The organism is Massilia sp. IC2-476 (assembly GCF_020707295.1).
GTDB lineage: Bacteria > Pseudomonadota > Gammaproteobacteria > Burkholderiales > Burkholderiaceae_D > Telluria.
The window spans coordinates 174,307-189,748 of the sequence record NZ_JAJFER010000008.1 but is presented as its reverse complement, the minus strand read 5'-3'; the positions used below and the strand labels follow the sequence as shown (position 1 = coordinate 189,748).

16 protein-coding genes are annotated in these 15,442 nt (G+C 63.0%); 6 read left to right on the top strand and 10 right to left on the bottom strand.

Annotation, left to right across the window (positions count from 1 at the left end; translation table 11 throughout):
- Positions 1-21: 21 nt before the first annotated feature.
- Positions 22-207: a hypothetical protein gene (locus LK539_RS20035; protein ID WP_227802825.1), complete on the bottom strand. Its 186-nt coding sequence runs from the start codon at positions 205-207 to the stop codon at positions 22-24.
- 122 nt (positions 208-329) lie between these two features.
- Between LK539_RS20035 and LK539_RS20030 the strand changes: the two genes are divergently transcribed.
- The gene (locus LK539_RS20030; RefSeq protein ID WP_227802824.1) at positions 330-851 is read left to right on the top strand and encodes a hypothetical protein; all 522 of its coding nucleotides are present in this window, start codon (positions 330-332) and stop codon (positions 849-851) included.
- A gap of 1,497 nt (positions 852-2,348) precedes the next feature.
- On the opposite strand, the gene LK539_RS20025 is transcribed toward LK539_RS20030, so the two are convergent.
- A complete protein-coding gene (locus tag LK539_RS20025; protein WP_227802823.1) occupies positions 2,349-2,705 on the bottom strand; it encodes a hypothetical protein in 357 nt (118 codons plus the stop codon).
- Positions 2,706-2,773: 68 nt separating this feature from the next.
- On the bottom strand, positions 2,774-3,199 hold the full coding sequence (locus LK539_RS20020; protein WP_227802822.1) for a hypothetical protein: 426 nt from the start codon (positions 3,197-3,199) through the stop codon (positions 2,774-2,776).
- A 360-nt stretch (positions 3,200-3,559) separates the two neighbouring features.
- Here LK539_RS20020 and LK539_RS20015 point away from each other — a divergent pair, with 360 nt between their 5' ends.
- Both LK539_RS20015 and LK539_RS20010 read left to right on the top strand, forming a co-directional pair.
- Positions 3,560-4,396: an alpha/beta fold hydrolase gene (locus LK539_RS20015; RefSeq protein WP_227802821.1), complete on the top strand. Its 837-nt coding sequence runs from the start codon at positions 3,560-3,562 to the stop codon at positions 4,394-4,396.
- 198 nt (positions 4,397-4,594) lie between these two features.
- Positions 4,595-5,623 (top strand): S41 family peptidase, encoded by a 1,029-nt coding sequence (locus LK539_RS20010; RefSeq protein WP_227802820.1) that lies wholly within the window; start codon positions 4,595-4,597, stop codon positions 5,621-5,623.
- A 32-nt stretch (positions 5,624-5,655) separates the two neighbouring features.
- Here the strand turns inward: LK539_RS20010 and LK539_RS20005 are convergent, their stop codons facing one another.
- From LK539_RS20005 to LK539_RS19985, 5 genes are all read right to left on the bottom strand, one after another.
- A complete protein-coding gene (locus LK539_RS20005) occupies positions 5,656-8,478 on the bottom strand; it encodes an ATP-binding protein (protein ID WP_227802819.1) in 2,823 nt (940 codons plus the stop codon).
- A gap of 9 nt (positions 8,479-8,487) precedes the next feature.
- A complete protein-coding gene (locus LK539_RS20000) occupies positions 8,488-9,210 on the bottom strand; it encodes a hypothetical protein (protein ID WP_227802818.1) in 723 nt (240 codons plus the stop codon).
- The gene (locus tag LK539_RS19995) at positions 9,203-10,573 is read right to left on the bottom strand and encodes a hypothetical protein (RefSeq protein ID WP_227802817.1); all 1,371 of its coding nucleotides are present in this window, start codon (positions 10,571-10,573) and stop codon (positions 9,203-9,205) included. Before LK539_RS19995 ends, LK539_RS20000 begins: the two co-directional genes overlap by 8 nt.
- Before the next feature lie 166 nt (positions 10,574-10,739).
- Entirely contained in the window at positions 10,740-11,489 is a 750-nt protein-coding gene (locus tag LK539_RS19990) for a DUF3108 domain-containing protein (protein ID WP_227802816.1), read from the bottom strand.
- Position 11,490: 1 nt separating this feature from the next.
- Positions 11,491-12,585, bottom strand: coding sequence for a DUF3108 domain-containing protein (locus LK539_RS19985; protein ID WP_227802815.1), 1,095 nt, complete (start codon positions 12,583-12,585; stop codon positions 11,491-11,493).
- A gap of 101 nt (positions 12,586-12,686) precedes the next feature.
- On the opposite strand from LK539_RS19985, the gene LK539_RS19980 reads away from it, so the two are divergent.
- Entirely contained in the window at positions 12,687-13,382 is a 696-nt protein-coding gene (locus LK539_RS19980) for a PhaM family polyhydroxyalkanoate granule multifunctional regulatory protein (RefSeq protein ID WP_227802814.1), read from the top strand.
- 5 nt (positions 13,383-13,387) lie between these two features.
- Positions 13,388-13,786 carry a GFA family protein gene (locus tag LK539_RS19975; protein WP_227802813.1) on the top strand — a complete coding sequence of 133 codons (399 nt, stop codon included), beginning with the start codon at positions 13,388-13,390 and terminating at the stop codon, positions 13,784-13,786.
- 8 nt (positions 13,787-13,794) lie between these two features.
- Here LK539_RS19975 and LK539_RS19970 read toward each other — a convergent pair whose 3' ends face one another.
- Positions 13,795-14,313, bottom strand: a complete 519-nt coding sequence (locus tag LK539_RS19970) for a hypothetical protein (RefSeq protein ID WP_227802812.1) — start codon at positions 14,311-14,313, stop codon at positions 13,795-13,797.
- A gap of 105 nt (positions 14,314-14,418) precedes the next feature.
- Here LK539_RS19970 and LK539_RS19965 point away from each other — a divergent pair, with 105 nt between their 5' ends.
- Positions 14,419-14,730 carry a hypothetical protein gene (locus LK539_RS19965; protein ID WP_227802811.1) on the top strand — a complete coding sequence of 104 codons (312 nt, stop codon included), beginning with the start codon at positions 14,419-14,421 and terminating at the stop codon, positions 14,728-14,730.
- A gap of 2 nt (positions 14,731-14,732) precedes the next feature.
- Here LK539_RS19965 and LK539_RS19960 read toward each other — a convergent pair whose 3' ends face one another.
- Positions 14,733-15,401 (bottom strand): energy transducer TonB, encoded by a 669-nt coding sequence (locus LK539_RS19960; RefSeq protein ID WP_227802810.1) that lies wholly within the window; start codon positions 15,399-15,401, stop codon positions 14,733-14,735.
- Positions 15,402-15,442 lie beyond the last annotated feature (41 nt).

Sequence of the window (15,442 nt, the reverse complement as noted above, 5' to 3'; positions counted from 1 at the left end):
CTTGAAAAAGGATTAGCCGGATTAATGCAGGACGCTCGGCTTCGGATCGGGCACCGGATCTTCGTCGCCGGCAGGCGTGTGGGTGTGGCCGGGCTGGTGGTGCGGATGGGGCGTATCGAAGGGCTCGGGCGCCGGTTCCTCGATCGGGGCCGGGTCCGGCGCGCGATGCGCCCTCAGGGGAACAGCCGCAGGAAACGCTGCGTTCATGGCGGAAATCTCCTCATCAAGAGCGGAGCAAATACCTTACCAGAATGCCCCAGGGGCCGCCGTTCGCTGCCTTCCCGTGTGCGAAGCGGCTACAATGATGGGCTCGAACCTATCAGCGCACCATGGAAGACCTTTCGATCACCACCCTCGCCCTGCTCGTCCTGACCCCGCTGCTGGTCTGGCGCGTCTACAACCGCATCAAGGCACGCATGGTGCGCCAGCGTTCGATCGTCTCGCGCCACTACACGGGCGTGCTGGTGTTCGGCGCCATGATCCTGGTGCCGCTGGTGCAGCTGTTCGACAGGCCGGTCAACATGGCTGCCCTGCTGGCCGGCGCCGCCTTCGGCACCGGCTGGAGCATGTGGGCGCTCAAGCACACCCGCTTCGAGGATACCGAGCAGGGTTACTTCTTCACGCCGCCGGCGCGGCTGGGCATCCTGATGGCGATGATCTTGGTGGCGCGCATCCTCTACCTGGGTGTGGAAATCTATGCCAACCAGGGCAAGGGTGTCCCGGTGCCGCGCCTGACCGACGAACCACTGACCATGCTGTGCGTGGGGCTGACGGCGGGCTACTTCGAGTGGTATTCGATGGGACTGCTGCAGTGGCGCCGCAAGCTGCGTAAGGCGATCGACTTCGAATAAGCGCGCGGGAACGAACCGTCCGAGATACCACCGATGTGGCGAGCGATCGAGTGCTGACACCCCGTAAAAAGTCACCAGCCGCGTTGCCGCTCCGGCCGTTTGTCTGATACTGATTGCACGTCTGTTACGGACTCAAAGCGGACCTGTCGGGCAGACAGTTACCTACTGCGCGAAATCGAGCCGAGATACCGCTCGATTTCGTCGGGTTGAGCGTGACTTACCGTGTCCTCAATCGTTTCCAGCGCTTGGAAACCACCGAACCTTTTGATGGACTGAAGTTCTGTTAAAGAGAGCTGACGTCCAAGTTTTGCCTCGCAACACGCGACGATCCTCGTCTGCCACTCTGCTACTAGCGGCTGGTTATCCATTGCATGTTCCAATATATGGCATCTCAAATCTGGCCATCTTAGGTGCGCTTCTGCCGGATGCTGACGTGTCCAGGCGTTGCTACCCGACCAGACATACACTCTCGACGATCTTATAGGTCGACACCGGTGCTAGTCTGCATCTTCGTCGCATCTTTGGTACGCTTTAGCTTGGGCTCGAGAGTTGCGCACTCCTCGTGGGTGAAAGGAATTGCGTCTGGATCGCTCATTGCAGCGTCAGTGATTTCAGCGTCTTCTTCCATACTGGGAACAAAAGTTCCCGGCTTAAGCTTCGGCATATAATTTACTCTTCCTTCTGAGAGTCAGAATTCGCCCCACCGGACGTTCAGGTCATCGTTGGTCGGAGAATAACACTCTGCCAGTTGCTACAACCTGGCCCCCTTCTACAAGACGGAATGCTGTTCCAGGCGCAAGCGTTGAGTAATCGACTCCGGGATACATCAACACGGCGGTTGCAACTGTTGTATCACCCGGGTATGCGACGGCTCGACTCGACTCTACGAATACAACCCCAAGGAGTTCGCTGGATTCAGTTATCAAATGGGGACGGTAACTGCCCGTCGTTAAATCTACTGAGGACTTCCTCCCACCCGATGCTGTCGGTGTGAAGTACACCTCAACTTGCAAGCGCTGTGATGTGTCCATGAATTTCCCTACCGTTTGCGGTCGGCCATTGATTTGCGAGCAACATGGTCCGCTTCTGGCCGGTTGCTGCCGTTCAGGTACGTCAGCTGTCGACCCTAAGTAGGCCTTGCGTTCTTCTCTTCGAACTTTCGAATATAGTCCTCAACCGGAAGTGCTGTTCCTGCAACCTCGACTGCTCCAGTCAACTTGCTCACTAGGATCGGCCCATTGCCTACTAGCGCATGAATAATGTCTCGCGTCGCGACGAAATCCGGCGTCTGATAGGTGTATGCCAGCGTCGCTGAGGTTTCGAACAGGTGAGGCATCAGCACAAGGTCGTCGCCACATTGTTGTGCTATCCGAGCTAGACACTGCTCGGCAAGAGCGCGGCAATTCACATCACTAAGCATTTTGACTCCTATGGAATGACCAGTTCTAGCCGCGTCCGGCCGTCAAGTGCACGGAAGGTGTCGACCCAAAGCGGACCTCAAGGACTGAGAAGCGTTTGTGCTTCTGCAGTCCAATCGATGCCGTCATCGAGAGCAAAGTTGAGGAAGTCAGTGACTGACGAGTCGGACAAGATTCGGTTTGTCAGGTCGTTGAGCCGCGCATCGATATCAGATGGAACGTCGTCACTGCACTGGATGCCAAGTGCAGGGTACGTCCCTAAGTATTCGACCTTTATTACGTCAATTCTGAGCACTGGAAAATCGTCTTTTAGTGCTTCAGAGAGTCGGTGCCGGAGCCAGGTCAGCAGCGCCACAAGCATCCCACAATTCTTTACTGTTCCCAGCCATTCGCCTAATGAAGGCGGTTCGATAATTGTGTAGCCGACATCACTCATCTGTTGACCATTAGGTAAGGTTGGCGAACGGCCGCTTCTGGCCAACAGCGGCCGTAGCTGGACAATGCTTAATCATGCGGTTTATGCAAGCTTCTAAAATCGTCCAACAAGGATGGGAGGGACGTCGGCTCAACTTCAAAACTGCCGGTCACAGTAACCGGCCATGGCGTACTGTCGACATAGCGGTACCGGCGCAGGAAAACCTCTCCCACAAAATGACCAAGCTTTCCCAGGGACCGGATCGTTAGAAGGAACTCATCCGGGCTCGAACTCTTAAGCGTCACGGAACCTGTACGCGTCTTTTCCATCGTCGCAAGCTGCTCGACAAAATCCCAAAGGCTAGGCTCTTCCAGCCACACTTGGTCGTATCTTCCACTGAACCCTCCCAGCGTTACCTGGACGGAGACCCGCACGTCACCTGCCAGCGGCACATCCTTTGGCGTTCTCTCCAATTCAACAATCTCAACGAAATCGGTAGGTGAACCTATATGCATCTGGATCTCCTAATTCCCTTCCTGACAGCTAGTGAACAGAACATAAACGCTGAGCGGCCATCGTCGGCTTTTGGCCGACAGCGGACGCTCAGTACGATTCAGTCTACCAAGTCGTTGCCATCCAAGCAACTAAGCCCTACGCTCTGCGAGAGCAAGGTCGCCCGCTACTAGTCCAAAAGTAAATCGGCATGCTGCTACAACGTTGCACGCAAGCCGCGTCCGTGCCAGCTGGACATCAAACCGAAATCGAGCGATGGTAGCCTGTCCACGCAGAACGCATCTTCGCAGCCGAAAAACATGCGCTGGCAAATGCGGCAGTCCATCAGCTTCGACCCACCAATCCACACAGGAGCAGCGAACATGGGATACGTGAAGACGAAAGACGGTGTTGATATCTTCTATAAGGACTGGGGCCCGCGAGATGCGCAGGCCGTCTTTTTCCACCACGGCTGGCCCCTCAGCGCCGACGACTGGGATAACCAGATGCTGTTCTTCCTGGGCCAGGGATTCCGGGTAATCGCGCACGACCGGCGCGGACACGGGCGTTCCACCCAGGTCGCGGACGGCCACGACATGGACCATTATGCCGACGATGTCGCCGCGGTCGTCGAGCACCTCGGCGCCCAGGGCGCTGTCCATGTGGGGCACTCGACCGGCGGCGGCGAAGTCGTGCGCTACATCGCACGCCACCGCGAAGACCCCGTCCCCAAGGCAGTCCTGGTCAGCGCCGTGCCGCCGCTGATGATGAAGACGGAAGCCAATCCCGACGGTACGCCAAAGGAAGTGTTCGACGATTTCCAGGCGCAGCTCGCGGCGAACCGGGCGAAGTTCTACCATGACATCCCGTCGGGCCCCTTCTATGGCTACAACCGCCTGCTGACCAAGGCGTCCGAACCGACCATCCTCAACTGGTGGCGCCAGGGCATGATGGGCGGGGCCAAGGCGCACTACGATGGCATCGTCGCCTTCTCGCAAACCGATTTCACCGCTGACCTGCAAAGCATCGACATCCCGGTGCTGGTCGTGCATGGCGACGACGACCAGGTCGTTCCCTACAAGGCCTCGGGGCCACGTTCCGCCGAGCTGCTCCGCAACGGCAGGCTCAAGACCTACAAGGGCGCACCGCACGGCATCCCGACCACGCACGCCGACGAATTGAATGCCGATATCCTGGCGTTCATCCGCGATCGAGGCTAGGCCCGGCACGGCCGTCACAGCCGAAAGAGTGATCCTCCAGGGGCATCCGCCTGGAGGAATTCCATCGCAATACGCATCCAGCATGAAATGCGACCACCGCCGGGGATTTGTAGACACGTATTTCTAGACAAGCTATTCTAGAAGGAAGAACAGCAGGGCTGAACAGGCCTGCATTGCCAACATCTTCCAGGAGTGTCCATGCGCCGTTGCGTCATCTTTTTCTCCGCACTTCTCCTGACAGGTCCGGCCTTGGCGGAGCCGCAAGCTGCCGCCGCGCGCGCAGCCACGGTGCAAGCGATCGCCAACGAGCTGAATACCTCGTACATCGATGCCGCGAAAGCCCGGCAGCTGGCAGGCGTTCTACAGCGGACCGATTTCGCCAAGGCGAAGACTGACGAGGCCTTTGCGGACATGGTGACGCAGCTAATGCAGGACCAGGCGAAAGATCTCCATCTACGTCTCTTCTACAACGCCGAGGCGCTTCCGGAACAGCGCAGCAGCCAGCCTTCCCCGGCTGACGTCGCCCAACGCCAGCAGCGGCTTCGCAAGGCAAACTACGGGATCGACCGCGTCGAACGCCTGCCCGGGAATATCGGCTACCTCAAGACGAGCTTCTTCGCTGCTGCCGGCGACTCCGCGCCCTTCATCGGCGCCGCAATGACGCTGCTGTCCAATGCCGATGCACTCATCATCGACCTGCGGGAGAATGACGGCGGCTCCACCGATGGCGTGCCGCTACTGGCGAGTTATCTGTTCGATGAGCGGGTCCATATCGCCGACCTGTACCGGCGCGAGGGCAACCTCACCGAGCAGCAATGGACCTCGCTGGCGGTACCGGGCAGCCGCTTCGGTGCAGAAAAGGATGTCTATCTGTTGACGAGCAAATCGACGTTTTCAGCTGCCGAGGGCCTGGCCTTCGCCCTGCAAAACAAGAAGCGTGTCACGATCGTTGGCGAGACGACCCGTGGCGGCGCCCATCCTGCGCGCATCAAGAAAATCAATGCGCACTTCCGCCTGATGGTGCCCACCTCCACGGCCCGGGATCCGGTCACGCTCAAGGACTGGGAAGGCGTCGGCGTGGCGCCGGACATTGCCGTGCCCGCAGCGGAAGCACTGGCCCGGGCCCAGCTGCTCATCCTGAAAAAGGCGCAGGCAGGCACGCAGGATGCGAAGGCCGGGGCGGAACTACAGAAGCGGATCGACGAGCTGGTTTCGCAGCAGCCATAAGTAAAAAGGGGAGCCACTCGGCTCCCCTCCCCTCACGCGGCCTTCGCCTCGTCCTTCCTTCGCTGCAGCACGAAGATCGGCTGCGCCCACTGCACATCCTTCTTCTTCTTGCTGGTGATGAGCGTCAGCTCCGACGGATCGTACACGTCCGTGTTGTGCGTCAGCGGCGTCGTCATCAGGTACTGGGCGTCGGTGTTCTTCAGGAACTCGCCCACCAGCTGAATGTTGCGGATGTCCAGGTGGGCAAACGGTTCGTCGATGAACACGAAGCCGCCCGAGCCTTCTTCGGACTTCAGCAGACCGATGAGCAGCACCAGCGACTTCATCACCTGCTGGCCGCCCGAAGCTTCGCCGTCGTTCATGCCGATCTGGTCCTTGCCGTCGAACTTGAAGCGCACGTGCAGGCCGGCCTGGGCCAGCTGGACGTCGTCGTTCTCCAGGCGCACCGGGTCGGCCTGCACGTCGATGCCGGCCAGCTCGCCCAGCTCCTTGATGTTCTTCGAGTAGGTCTTGATGGTGTAGCGCAGGCGCTCGATGTAGGCCCCGCGTGCGTTGGCCGTGGCCTCGATCGCGCGGTTGTTCTGGTAGCGGCGCTCTTCGGTTTCGTTCTGGCGGCCGGACAGCTGGTCGCTCAGGCGTGCGTACTGGTCGATCACGGTTCTGTCCTGTTCCCAGTCGTCGCGCGCCAGCGCGTGCTCGAGCGTCGACAGGCGCAGGTTGACCTGGTGCGCGTTCTGGTGCTTGGACACGATGGCGCCGCGCCAGCCCGCATTCTTCCAGTTCTTCGGCACATGGCGCCAGCCCTTGCGCAAGGCCAGCAGGGCCTGCGCGTGCTCGCTGCGCTGCTCGATGGTGCGGCGGTTGTTCAGGCGCATGCCCGCTTCCGCTTCCGACAGCGCCATGCGCGCGTTCTGCCACACGGTATCGGCGCGCGTGCGCGCCACCGTGGCGTTCTTGGTCAGCATCGACAGCTCGCCGAGGCGCGCCCCCACTTCCAGGCGCTCGGCGCGCAGCGGCTGCAGTGCACGTGCGGCTTCCTCGAACTCGGCCTGGCGCGCAGCCAGTTCCTTGGCGGCGTCGACGCCGGCGATGCGGCCCTTGAGCGCGCCCACTTCAGCGGCGAGCTTGCTGATCGCGAGCGTCAGCGCGTCTTCCTGCGCTTCCAAACTAGGGAGCGACTTCTGGATCGCCTCGAGACGCTGGGTCTTGCCGGCCGAGCCGAAGCGGTAGCGCGAGGGCTCGACGAACAGCGAGCGGCCGCCGCGGCGTTCGCGGTGGTAGGCGTCCGGCGTGATCCATTCGTCGGAATCCGCCTTGAAGCCGGCGTCCACCGATTCCACGCGCTCGATGCGCTCGAGCTGGTCGATCAGCCAGCCCGGCGCCTTGCTCGAAAAACGAACCACCGACAGCAGGCTGCTGTCCTTGACCACCGGCGCCTCGACGCAGTCGGGCACGATGAAGTGGCGGTAGCGCTCCTTCTCGGCCAGGCGGTAGGCCGCCGGGGCATCCTTGGCTTTCTCCAGCAGCACGACCGAGGCGTAGCCGCCGAGGACACCCTCGACCGCGCCCTGCCATTTCGGGTCCGTCACTTCGACGATGTCCGACAGCATGGCGTGGGCAATGCCCTCGTCGCGCAGGGCGCGGCGCATCTGGCGCTGCGCTTCCGGCTCCGGCATCGCGCTCTTGCCCTGCAGGGCCGAAATGGTGGCCAGCTCGCCCGCGATCTTCGCGGCGATGTTGTCACGCGCCGCCTTCTGCTTGGCCAGCTCCGCTTCTTTTTCGTTGAGCTGGTTGGCCACCTCGGCCAGGTCGGCGCCGGCGTCCGCGGACAGCTTCTGCAGGCGTTCCTTCTGCTCGGCCAGGCTCTCCAGGGGTTTCAGTTTCTGGTTGATCGCTGTCAGGCGGCTCGCCAGCTCGGTCGCTTCCTGCTCCAGCTGAGTTTCCTGCTTCTGCGCTTCGGTCAGGGCGCGCTGCTGGGCGGCCAGCTGCTGGCGCTTCTCGGCCAGGATCGAATCGGCCTGCAACAGCGGCTTGCGCGCTTCCTTGAGGTTGCGGCTAGTGAATGCGGCCTTTTCGCGCGCCTCGTGGTACTCGAGCGCCGGCAGCACGTCTTCCTGCAGCTCGCGCTTTTCCTTGTGCAGGTCTTCCCACTGGTGGTAGTTGGCCACGCGCAGGCGCAGGCCTTCCAGGTTGATGCGCGAAGTTTCCAGTTCCGCCTCGAAGCGCTTCAGTTCCGTCTCGGTGTCGCGCTGGTGGCGCTTGGCTTCGTCGTAGGCGTCCAGCACTTCCTTGTCGCCGAAGACCTGGAACACCAGGTCGAGCAGCTGGCGCGGCGCGTACTCGCACAGCTTGTCCGTCTCGCCCTGCTCCAGCGCCAGCACTTTCGACATCGCCGGCGACAGGCCAGCCGAGGCCAGGCGCTTCTTGTAGTTCTCGACGCCGAGCCAGTCGGTGGCTTCGGTGACTTCCTCGATCTCGACGTTCCCCGGTCGCATCAGGTACTGGCGCTTCCAGTCGCCACCGTTCTTCTGCACCTGGCAGAACAGGGTCACTTCGTCGTCGGCGAAGAAGCCCGAATGGCGGAACGGCCGGTTCGACAGCTGTTTGCCGACCGGTTTATTGTCGACCACGGCGCGCAGCCAGGCGCTCTGCTGGCCCGAGTGGCGCGCATAGTGCTTGTAGGTGCGGCCCATCGAGCAGTCCAGGCCAAACAGGGTGCGCAGCGCGTCGAGCAGCGTGGTCTTGCCGGAGCCGTTCTGGCCGGCGATCGTGATGATCTTGGCGTCCAGCGGGATGTTCTTGATCCGCTGCCAGTAATCCCAGTGGACCAGTTCGAGTGATTTGATGTGGAACATGGGCTTGCCTTAATTCGGGGTTTCTTCGTCAGGCGCGTCTGCAGCTGCTTCGGCTACTTCAGCGACCGCGTCATTCGCCGCGTCGATCTTGCGCGGTGCAGCCGCCAGCGGCGCGCGCTTGAACACCTCGGCCAGCGCGCCGTTGATGATGCGTTCCTTCAGCAGGTCGGTGTCCATCATCAGGTCCAGCAGCGGGCCTTCCAGGATCACGTCGCCGCGGCGCTCGATGAAGCCGAGCTTCGACAGCACGCCCAGATTCATGTCCATGCGGGTCTTCTTGCCCAGCTTGTCACCGAAGTCGGACAGCAGCGCGGTGTACGAGATGCCGATCGAGGTGTCCTCGGCGCGCGGGATCGGCGCATCCTTGTCGAACATGTCGGTCTGGTCGTCGTCCACCGTGACGTGGGTCTCCTGGCGCTCGCGCTTGGGCAGGATGATCTGCGCCCACAGCACTACCAGCAGGGCCACGCCGTCGCGGGTCAGGCCGAAGTTATTGTTCTGCCAGATGTCCTTGGCGCCGAAGATCTTCGGCTCGACATTGCGGTGCAGGGCGATCGTCACGTGGTCGGCATACACGTTGTCGAGCAGCTTCAGGCCGGATTCCAGCAGGCGCTTGTCGACTTCGATGCGGAAGGCTTCGTCCGACAGCGCGCGCTTGACCATCTTGTCGTCGCGGCGCAGGGTCTGGTGCGTCAGCAGGCGCGCGATCAGGATTTGTGCGTCGTCATTCATCGGAAGGGCTTTCAGTATTCAGTGAGAGAGTGGCGATCGACATCGCCGCCACTTCGGGATCGTCGAGCTGGATCATGGTGTCCGTCGGCTCGAACTTCACCGGCAGGCGCGCCAGCTCGGCGGTCGCGCCCTGCAGGCTGGCCTCGGCCGCGTCGCCCAGCAGCGGCAGCAGCGAGGCGCGATAGGACGCGACGGCGAAGCTGGCCGGCAGCAGCGACTCGTGCAGCGCCACCTTCTTCGGGCCGCTCTCCGAAAATTCGGGGAAGTTGCCGAGGTTGGCGAAGTCGGCCAGCTTGGTGATCCAGTCGTTCAGCTCGACCATCATGGCCGGATTGTCGTTCACCGTCAGCGGCGCATCCTGGCCGCTCGGCAGGCCTTTCGGGCCGGTCGAGGTCACGCGCTCGAGCAGCAGTTCGGTCTCGGCCACGTCGATCATCTCGGCCGGGGTGGCGAACAGCGGCACCACCGGGCGGTCGATCGCGTCCGCGGCCAGGCTGGCCAGGTCTTCATGGGCCAGCAGCCAGCGCTTGACGTCGGTGGTCGACAGGCCGGACTGGCCCAGGTGCACGCGCTGGCGCTCGATCTGGTTCAGCGCGCGCGAGAACATGCCCTGCATGTTCAGCAGCGCACTCTGGGCGCGGCCGATCGCCTGCGCCGCCCTGTGCGTGGCCGAGTCGGCGTTCGGATCCTGCAGGATGGCGCGCAGGATCACGGAGCCCTTCTCGACCCAGTCGCAGGCCATGTGCCACTTGGCCTGCGAGGTACGCAGGCGGAATTCGGAACCCGAGGCGATCGCATCGCGGAACTCCTCGGTCAGCTCGACCAGGCGGCCCAGCAGGTGGCGCAGCTGCTCCACCGTGACGCCGCCCACGGCCTGGGCGCCGGCCACCTGCGACAGCAGGAAGCCCATCTCGGCATCGTTTTCTTCTTCCGGCTTGGCCAGGGCGATCAGGGTGTCGAGGGCGGACAGCACATTGCGCGCCAGCGGCGTGATGCGGTAGACGGCGCCCGGGCCGTCCCAGGCCAGCAGGCCATGGCCGCGCAGGCGGTTCAGCACCGTTTCCAGGCTTTCCGCCGTCAGGTAGGCCAGCTTGTTATTGATGTCGGCGCGCGAGAAGCTTGACGTGCCAGTGTCGCTGGCCAGCTCGCGCAGCACCAGCAGGCGCACCAGCACGCCGTCCTGGCTGCCGTGGAACAGCGCCGTAAAGGCCGACAGCATGGGCTGGGCGCGCTTGAGGTGGTAGACCTGCTCGATCTCGTCGGGCGACACGCCACTCTGGAAGTGCGCCTGCAGCGGATCGTCTTCCAGGGGAATCGAAAGGGAATCGTCGGCGAGCGCCGCGCCGGCAAGGTGGTCGATCATATAAGTACCGTTCTCTGGCGCGGACAGGCTCAACCGGTCCGCGGGGGCGTCAGTATAACAGTTTAGGATCGGCAATTAGCAGATCGAAAGACCCGCTCATTGCAGGAAAGACACACCAAAACATTGCCTTGATAACAAGACAATTTTGCCAAAACAAGGCGAAAGATTAGCGCTTTGTCACGGTATTCAGGGTCTGCTCGATCTGTTCCTTGTCGCCGTCCGTGTAGCGCAGCTTGACCGGATACCACTCGTGCTGGGGCGCCAGCCAGACTTCCAGGGTCTGGTCCTTCTTGTCCGCCAGCGGCTGGCGCGCTACCAGCACGGCATCGACCTCGCCCAGGCCGGTGCGCACCTTCTCGCGCTTGACCACCTTGAACACCCAGGTTTCGGCATCGCGGCGGCCGGCCACAAAGAAGGGCCATTCGGATCCCGCCTTGAACCGGTCGCCGGCGCCGCGCGCCACGGCGGCCAGCTGCCAGGTGATCGAGACGCGGTCCTGCTCGCCGCCCTTGAGCGGATACACCTGCTTGCTCTCGCTGAAGCTCAGCGTCTTCGCATCACGGTCGAAGCTGGCCGTGGTTGGGTCCTTGCGCATGCGTTTCTCGACGAATTCCGCCGGCGCCAGGCCGTAGGCGTCGACCGTGCCATGGCTGCGGTCGTCGGTGATGGTGCCCAGCACCGGCACCTTCGAGACGGCGCTGACGCTGTACTTGCCGTCGCCGGCGCGCCAGCTGACGATCGCTTCGCCCTTCAGGCCGAAGCCGCGCTGGCGCGCCTGCAGTTCGTAGTTCAGGTCGGCCGAGGGCGGCAGCTCGACGGCGCGCTTGACGGCGGCGGGCGCATCCTGCGCGCCTGCCTTGCCCAGCGCCAGCGCGAGCAGCAGAGCGCCAGTGGTGTGTCGTGTAAAACCTTGCATGTCAAATTCCTGGTTGGGTCATGGCGATCTTGTTTACCGTTTGCGTGGTCACGGCGCCGTTCGCTTCGCTGCTGCGGATCTGCACCGGCAGCCAGCCGTGCGCCGGCGAGAGCCAGATGTCGAGCCGGGTCTTGTACGAGCCCTGCTTCGGCGGACGCGCCACCCGCACGGTTTTCAAACGCCCGATAGGGGTGTCGATCTCTTCCGGCCCCACCACGTTGAAGGTGTAAACGCTGCCCCAGCGGTCTTCGCCGACGAACATGTCGATATCGCCGGAAAGCTGCGACTGGTCGCCGCGCGCAATGGCCGCCAGCTGCAGCGGCACGGTGGCCTTGTCCTGGGCGCCGGGCAGCAGCGCGTAATTGTTTTGCGAGGCCGAGAACGTCACCTTGTTGCCGGGCCAGTCGAAGTGCGTCGCCGTCATCGCGCGGCCGCGGCGCTTTTCCGTCATCTTCACCGGCGCCAGGCCGGTGTTGCCGACGTGGCCCTCGCTGGTGAGCACGAGCAGGTTCACGCGCGCGAACACGATCTTGATGCCCATCTCGATGCGCATCTGGTAGTCCCCCTGGCCGGGCTTCCACGACAGCAGGGCCTGGCCGGTCCATTTGGTGCCGTCGGCGTCGGTACGCGCCAGGTCGTACGTCAGGTCGGCGGGCGGCGGCACGTCCACCTTGTAGCGGCGGATCGTATGCACGACCGGCGCCTCGCCGGGCGCGGGCGGCGATTCGGCGGCGGCCAGCTGCGGCACTGCGGGCGCCGGCTCGACCGGCGGCCGGGTGGCCGCTGCGGGCGGCCCGGGCGGCACGGGCACGCCCACTGCATCCTCGGCGATGGCGATGGTCGGCAGCGGGACGAAGTCCGGCAGCGGCGGCTGCACCATCTGCGGCTTGGGCGGCGGCACTGGCTCGGGGGCGGGAGCGGCGGACGGCAGCGGCGGCAGCAGCGCCGTACTGACAGCCGAGCCGCCATCGCGCGCCGGCAGCGAGACGCCCAGCGTGCCCGAGGTAATCCAGCTCAGCGCCAGCCAGTGCAGCAGCACGACCAGCGTGCCCAGCACCAGCGCGCGGCGCCGCTGGGGGGAGAAAGCGGAACTCATGCCGCTAGTGTAGCCGGAGCGGGAAAGCGCCGCTTGCCGGGACGGCTTTGTCCCCTGTTAGTTATCTGCTAGTCTTAAGTATTCACCAACGGAGATCGACAATGCTCAAGCCTCCCATGCCGAACGCTGCCGGAATGACCGATACGCTGGAATTCGTCAAGAACCTGTGGGGTGGCATGAACATCCCCGGCGTCAATATGCCGGGCATGAGCGGCCCCAGCCTGTCCACGGACGAGCTCGACAAGAAGATCACCGACCTCAAGGCTGTGGAATCCTGGCTCAACCTGAACCTCGGCATGCTGCGCGGAACCATCCAGGCCCTGGAAGTGCAGCGCGGCACGCTCGCCACGCTGAAGGCCATGAGCGACAGCATGACCCAGGCAATGCAGCGCGCCGGCACCGACCCGGCAATGAGCGCGCCCTTCACGCAATTCTTCGCCCAGGCGGCCGCTACGCCCACGCCTCCCCCACCGCCGGCCCCGGCCGCGCCAGCTGATGCGGCGACCGAGCAGGCGGGTTCGGACCAGGCCGGCGCCAGCAGCGCCATGCCGGCCGCGGTCGCGTGGTGGAATTTGTTGCAGGAACAGTTCCGTCAAGCCGTCACCAGCGCCATGCCGGCACCAGGCGCCGCGCCGGAAGCATCGGATGGCGCCGGCGACGGCATGCACAAGGAAGCGCCTGCCGAGCCGAAGGTCGCCGGCGGCTCGCCGCTGGACGTGTCCGGCGGCGCGGCCCAGCCCGGGCCGGCATCCAAGCGGGTCGGACGCAATCCGCGCGTGAATCCGGACAAGCGCTGAAGCAGATGGCGGATTTCACCGGCGGCTGCCTGTGCGGCGATGTGCGTCTCGTCGCCACCGGCCGGCCCTACCGGGTCGGCCTGTGCCACTGCCTCGATTGCCGCAAGCACCACGGCGCGCTGTTCTATGCCGCGGCGATCTTTCCGCAGGATGCTGTAACGGTCAGCGGCGAGACCCGCTCCTACGCCAACCGCCACTTCTGCCCGCGCTGCGGTTCCTCGGTCTTTGCACAGAGCGAGGATGAAATCGAAGTGCACCTGGGCGCCCTCGACGCGCCGGATCAACTGGTGCCGAGCTACGAAAACTGGATCATCCGGCGCGAGTCCTGGCTGCCGCCGTTTCCGCTTGAAAAGCATTATCGCTACAACCGCGAACCGGCGGACGGCAACGACCGGAGCCGATGAACAGGCGCTTACAGCACGAACCGGTCCAGTCCGACGATGGCCGACACTGCCAGTGAAGCGACCACATAGCAAAGCAATTGATCCTTCCATTTCAGCTGGAGGCGCCTGCTTGCTTTCACTACCAGGACGATCAGCCCGCCGGCTACCAGGATCGGCAGGGTCCATTTGCCGAGACCAAAGTACATGCTGACGCGCGCCTCGTCGTTCGGATGCAGGAAGCTGACCAGGCCTGCGACCGCGCGCGAGAACGCCGCCGTGTACAGGAAGGCGAATGCCAGCGTCGAAGCCTTGCGCTGAACGATGAGATAGGCGATCACGGCCTGCACGATCGTCACGATTGGCCCTGCCACGTCGCAGAGCATCTTTTGCCACGGCTCGGCCGGCGAGCGGCTGCGCACGATATTCAGGCCAAACTGCATGTCGAGACCCAAAGCGGTTCCCATCAGCCAGTGCGCGCTTTCATGGATGAGGTTGGTGATGAAGAAAACAAGGACAAGCCAGAAGAAGAACGAAGGTTTAAATTTCATGAAACACCGGTAGGGACAGCGTTAAGAGAAGCTTGCCTGATCGTGCGAATGCACTCTACCGTATGTACGAGATAATTAACAGCTTGCAATTACTAGGAATAAAGAATGGAGAACCCGATGGATGAGCAAACGCGAGTGCGCCTGATCAAGACCGGCTGGGAATTGCACCGTGAAGTCGAGGAGCACTACAGGCGTCATCCTGCGACAAAATCAGCCGGGCCCGGCGAGCCCTGGCTGGACAAGCAGCGTTTGCTACTGGCTGACATGGCGATCCACTTGCTGCAGACGGCGCTGCAGCCAGGAGCGATCGAACTCGACAAGCTCAGGAATAACCTGCATGCGATCCTGACGATTTCGGACCAGTTCCTGCCGCAGGCCGGGCTCAAGGGGGCGACCGCGCAAATCTACGTGCCTTGAAATCAGTCAGGGCGATTCTTGAGAGCCTCCATAAAGCGCGCATGGTTTTCCTGCAGCGCTTCAGGCGTCGGGTATTTGTCGAGGAAAGCGGTCCAGAGGCCATTCATAGCTTCGCTGTCGCCAGGCTGGGGGCGTGCGACGCCGAGATCGTCCGCTATCCAGCGCTCCACGGCGTCCATATCGCCGCCGAAGCGCGCGGCCCCGTAGATGTAGCGGCCGATCGCCTCGTAGCGCATCTCGCTCGTGCTCATCTCGCGCTTCCTTTCCGTGTTTGCCTTTGTCGTCCAAACGTATTGAATATGGGTCCAGGCATCCACTGGCTTGCCATCCGCCATGGGAGGATGGAAGCGGCATTTGACAAGGCCGGCTCTGGCCGCCTCGTCCAGCGCAGGATAACCGGAGGACTTCACCATCCGCGAGTCCTTGACCCGGCCGTCCGCACCGATCAGGAAGCGCAATGTGACCGTACCTTCATGATTCTGCTTGAACTCTTCTTCCGGATAGACCGGACGCGCGCAGCTTTCGTACCTGATCATGCCTGGTGCGCCGGCGGCCGGGGTGACAGGCTTGATCTTGTCACCGCCGGCAGCCCATCCTGACATTCCCGCCAGCACCAGCCCAGCCAGGGCCTTTGCACACCGCCGGCCCGCCCATCCCGTCGATTCCAGCATATCGCCCTCCGTGAACGTCGATGGAGCAAGATTACCAGACA

Excerpts from the sequence above, each read along its gene's own strand:
- LK539_RS19995 (WP_227802817.1), bottom strand. The coding sequence starts at position 10,573 with ATGATCGACCACCTTGCCGGCGCGGCGCTCGCCGACGATTCCCTTTCG.
- LK539_RS19990 (WP_227802816.1), bottom strand. The coding sequence starts at position 11,489 with ATGCAAGGTTTTACACGACACACCACTGGCGCTCTGCTGCTCGCGCTG.
- LK539_RS19970 (WP_227802812.1), bottom strand. The coding sequence starts at position 14,313 with ATGAAATTTAAACCTTCGTTCTTCTTCTGGCTTGTCCTTGTTTTCTTC.
- LK539_RS20005 (WP_227802819.1), bottom strand. The coding sequence starts at position 8,478 with ATGTTCCACATCAAATCACTCGAACTGGTCCACTGGGATTACTGGCAG.
- LK539_RS20010 (WP_227802820.1), top strand. The coding sequence starts at position 4,595 with ATGCGCCGTTGCGTCATCTTTTTCTCCGCACTTCTCCTGACAGGTCCG.
- LK539_RS20000 (WP_227802818.1), bottom strand. The coding sequence starts at position 9,210 with ATGAATGACGACGCACAAATCCTGATCGCGCGCCTGCTGACGCACCAG.
- LK539_RS19965 (WP_227802811.1), top strand. The coding sequence starts at position 14,419 with ATGGAGAACCCGATGGATGAGCAAACGCGAGTGCGCCTGATCAAGACC.
- LK539_RS19960 (WP_227802810.1), bottom strand. The coding sequence starts at position 15,401 with ATGCTGGAATCGACGGGATGGGCGGGCCGGCGGTGTGCAAAGGCCCTG.
- LK539_RS19980 (WP_227802814.1), top strand. The coding sequence starts at position 12,687 with ATGCTCAAGCCTCCCATGCCGAACGCTGCCGGAATGACCGATACGCTG.
- LK539_RS19975 (WP_227802813.1), top strand. The coding sequence starts at position 13,388 with ATGGCGGATTTCACCGGCGGCTGCCTGTGCGGCGATGTGCGTCTCGTC.
- LK539_RS19985 (WP_227802815.1), bottom strand. The coding sequence starts at position 12,585 with ATGAGTTCCGCTTTCTCCCCCCAGCGGCGCCGCGCGCTGGTGCTGGGC.
- LK539_RS20025 (WP_227802823.1), bottom strand. The coding sequence starts at position 2,705 with ATGAGTGATGTCGGCTACACAATTATCGAACCGCCTTCATTAGGCGAA.
- LK539_RS20015 (WP_227802821.1), top strand. The coding sequence starts at position 3,560 with ATGGGATACGTGAAGACGAAAGACGGTGTTGATATCTTCTATAAGGAC.
- LK539_RS20020 (WP_227802822.1), bottom strand. The coding sequence starts at position 3,199 with ATGCATATAGGTTCACCTACCGATTTCGTTGAGATTGTTGAATTGGAG.
- LK539_RS20035 (WP_227802825.1), bottom strand. The coding sequence starts at position 207 with ATGAACGCAGCGTTTCCTGCGGCTGTTCCCCTGAGGGCGCATCGCGCG.
- LK539_RS20030 (WP_227802824.1), top strand. The coding sequence starts at position 330 with ATGGAAGACCTTTCGATCACCACCCTCGCCCTGCTCGTCCTGACCCCG.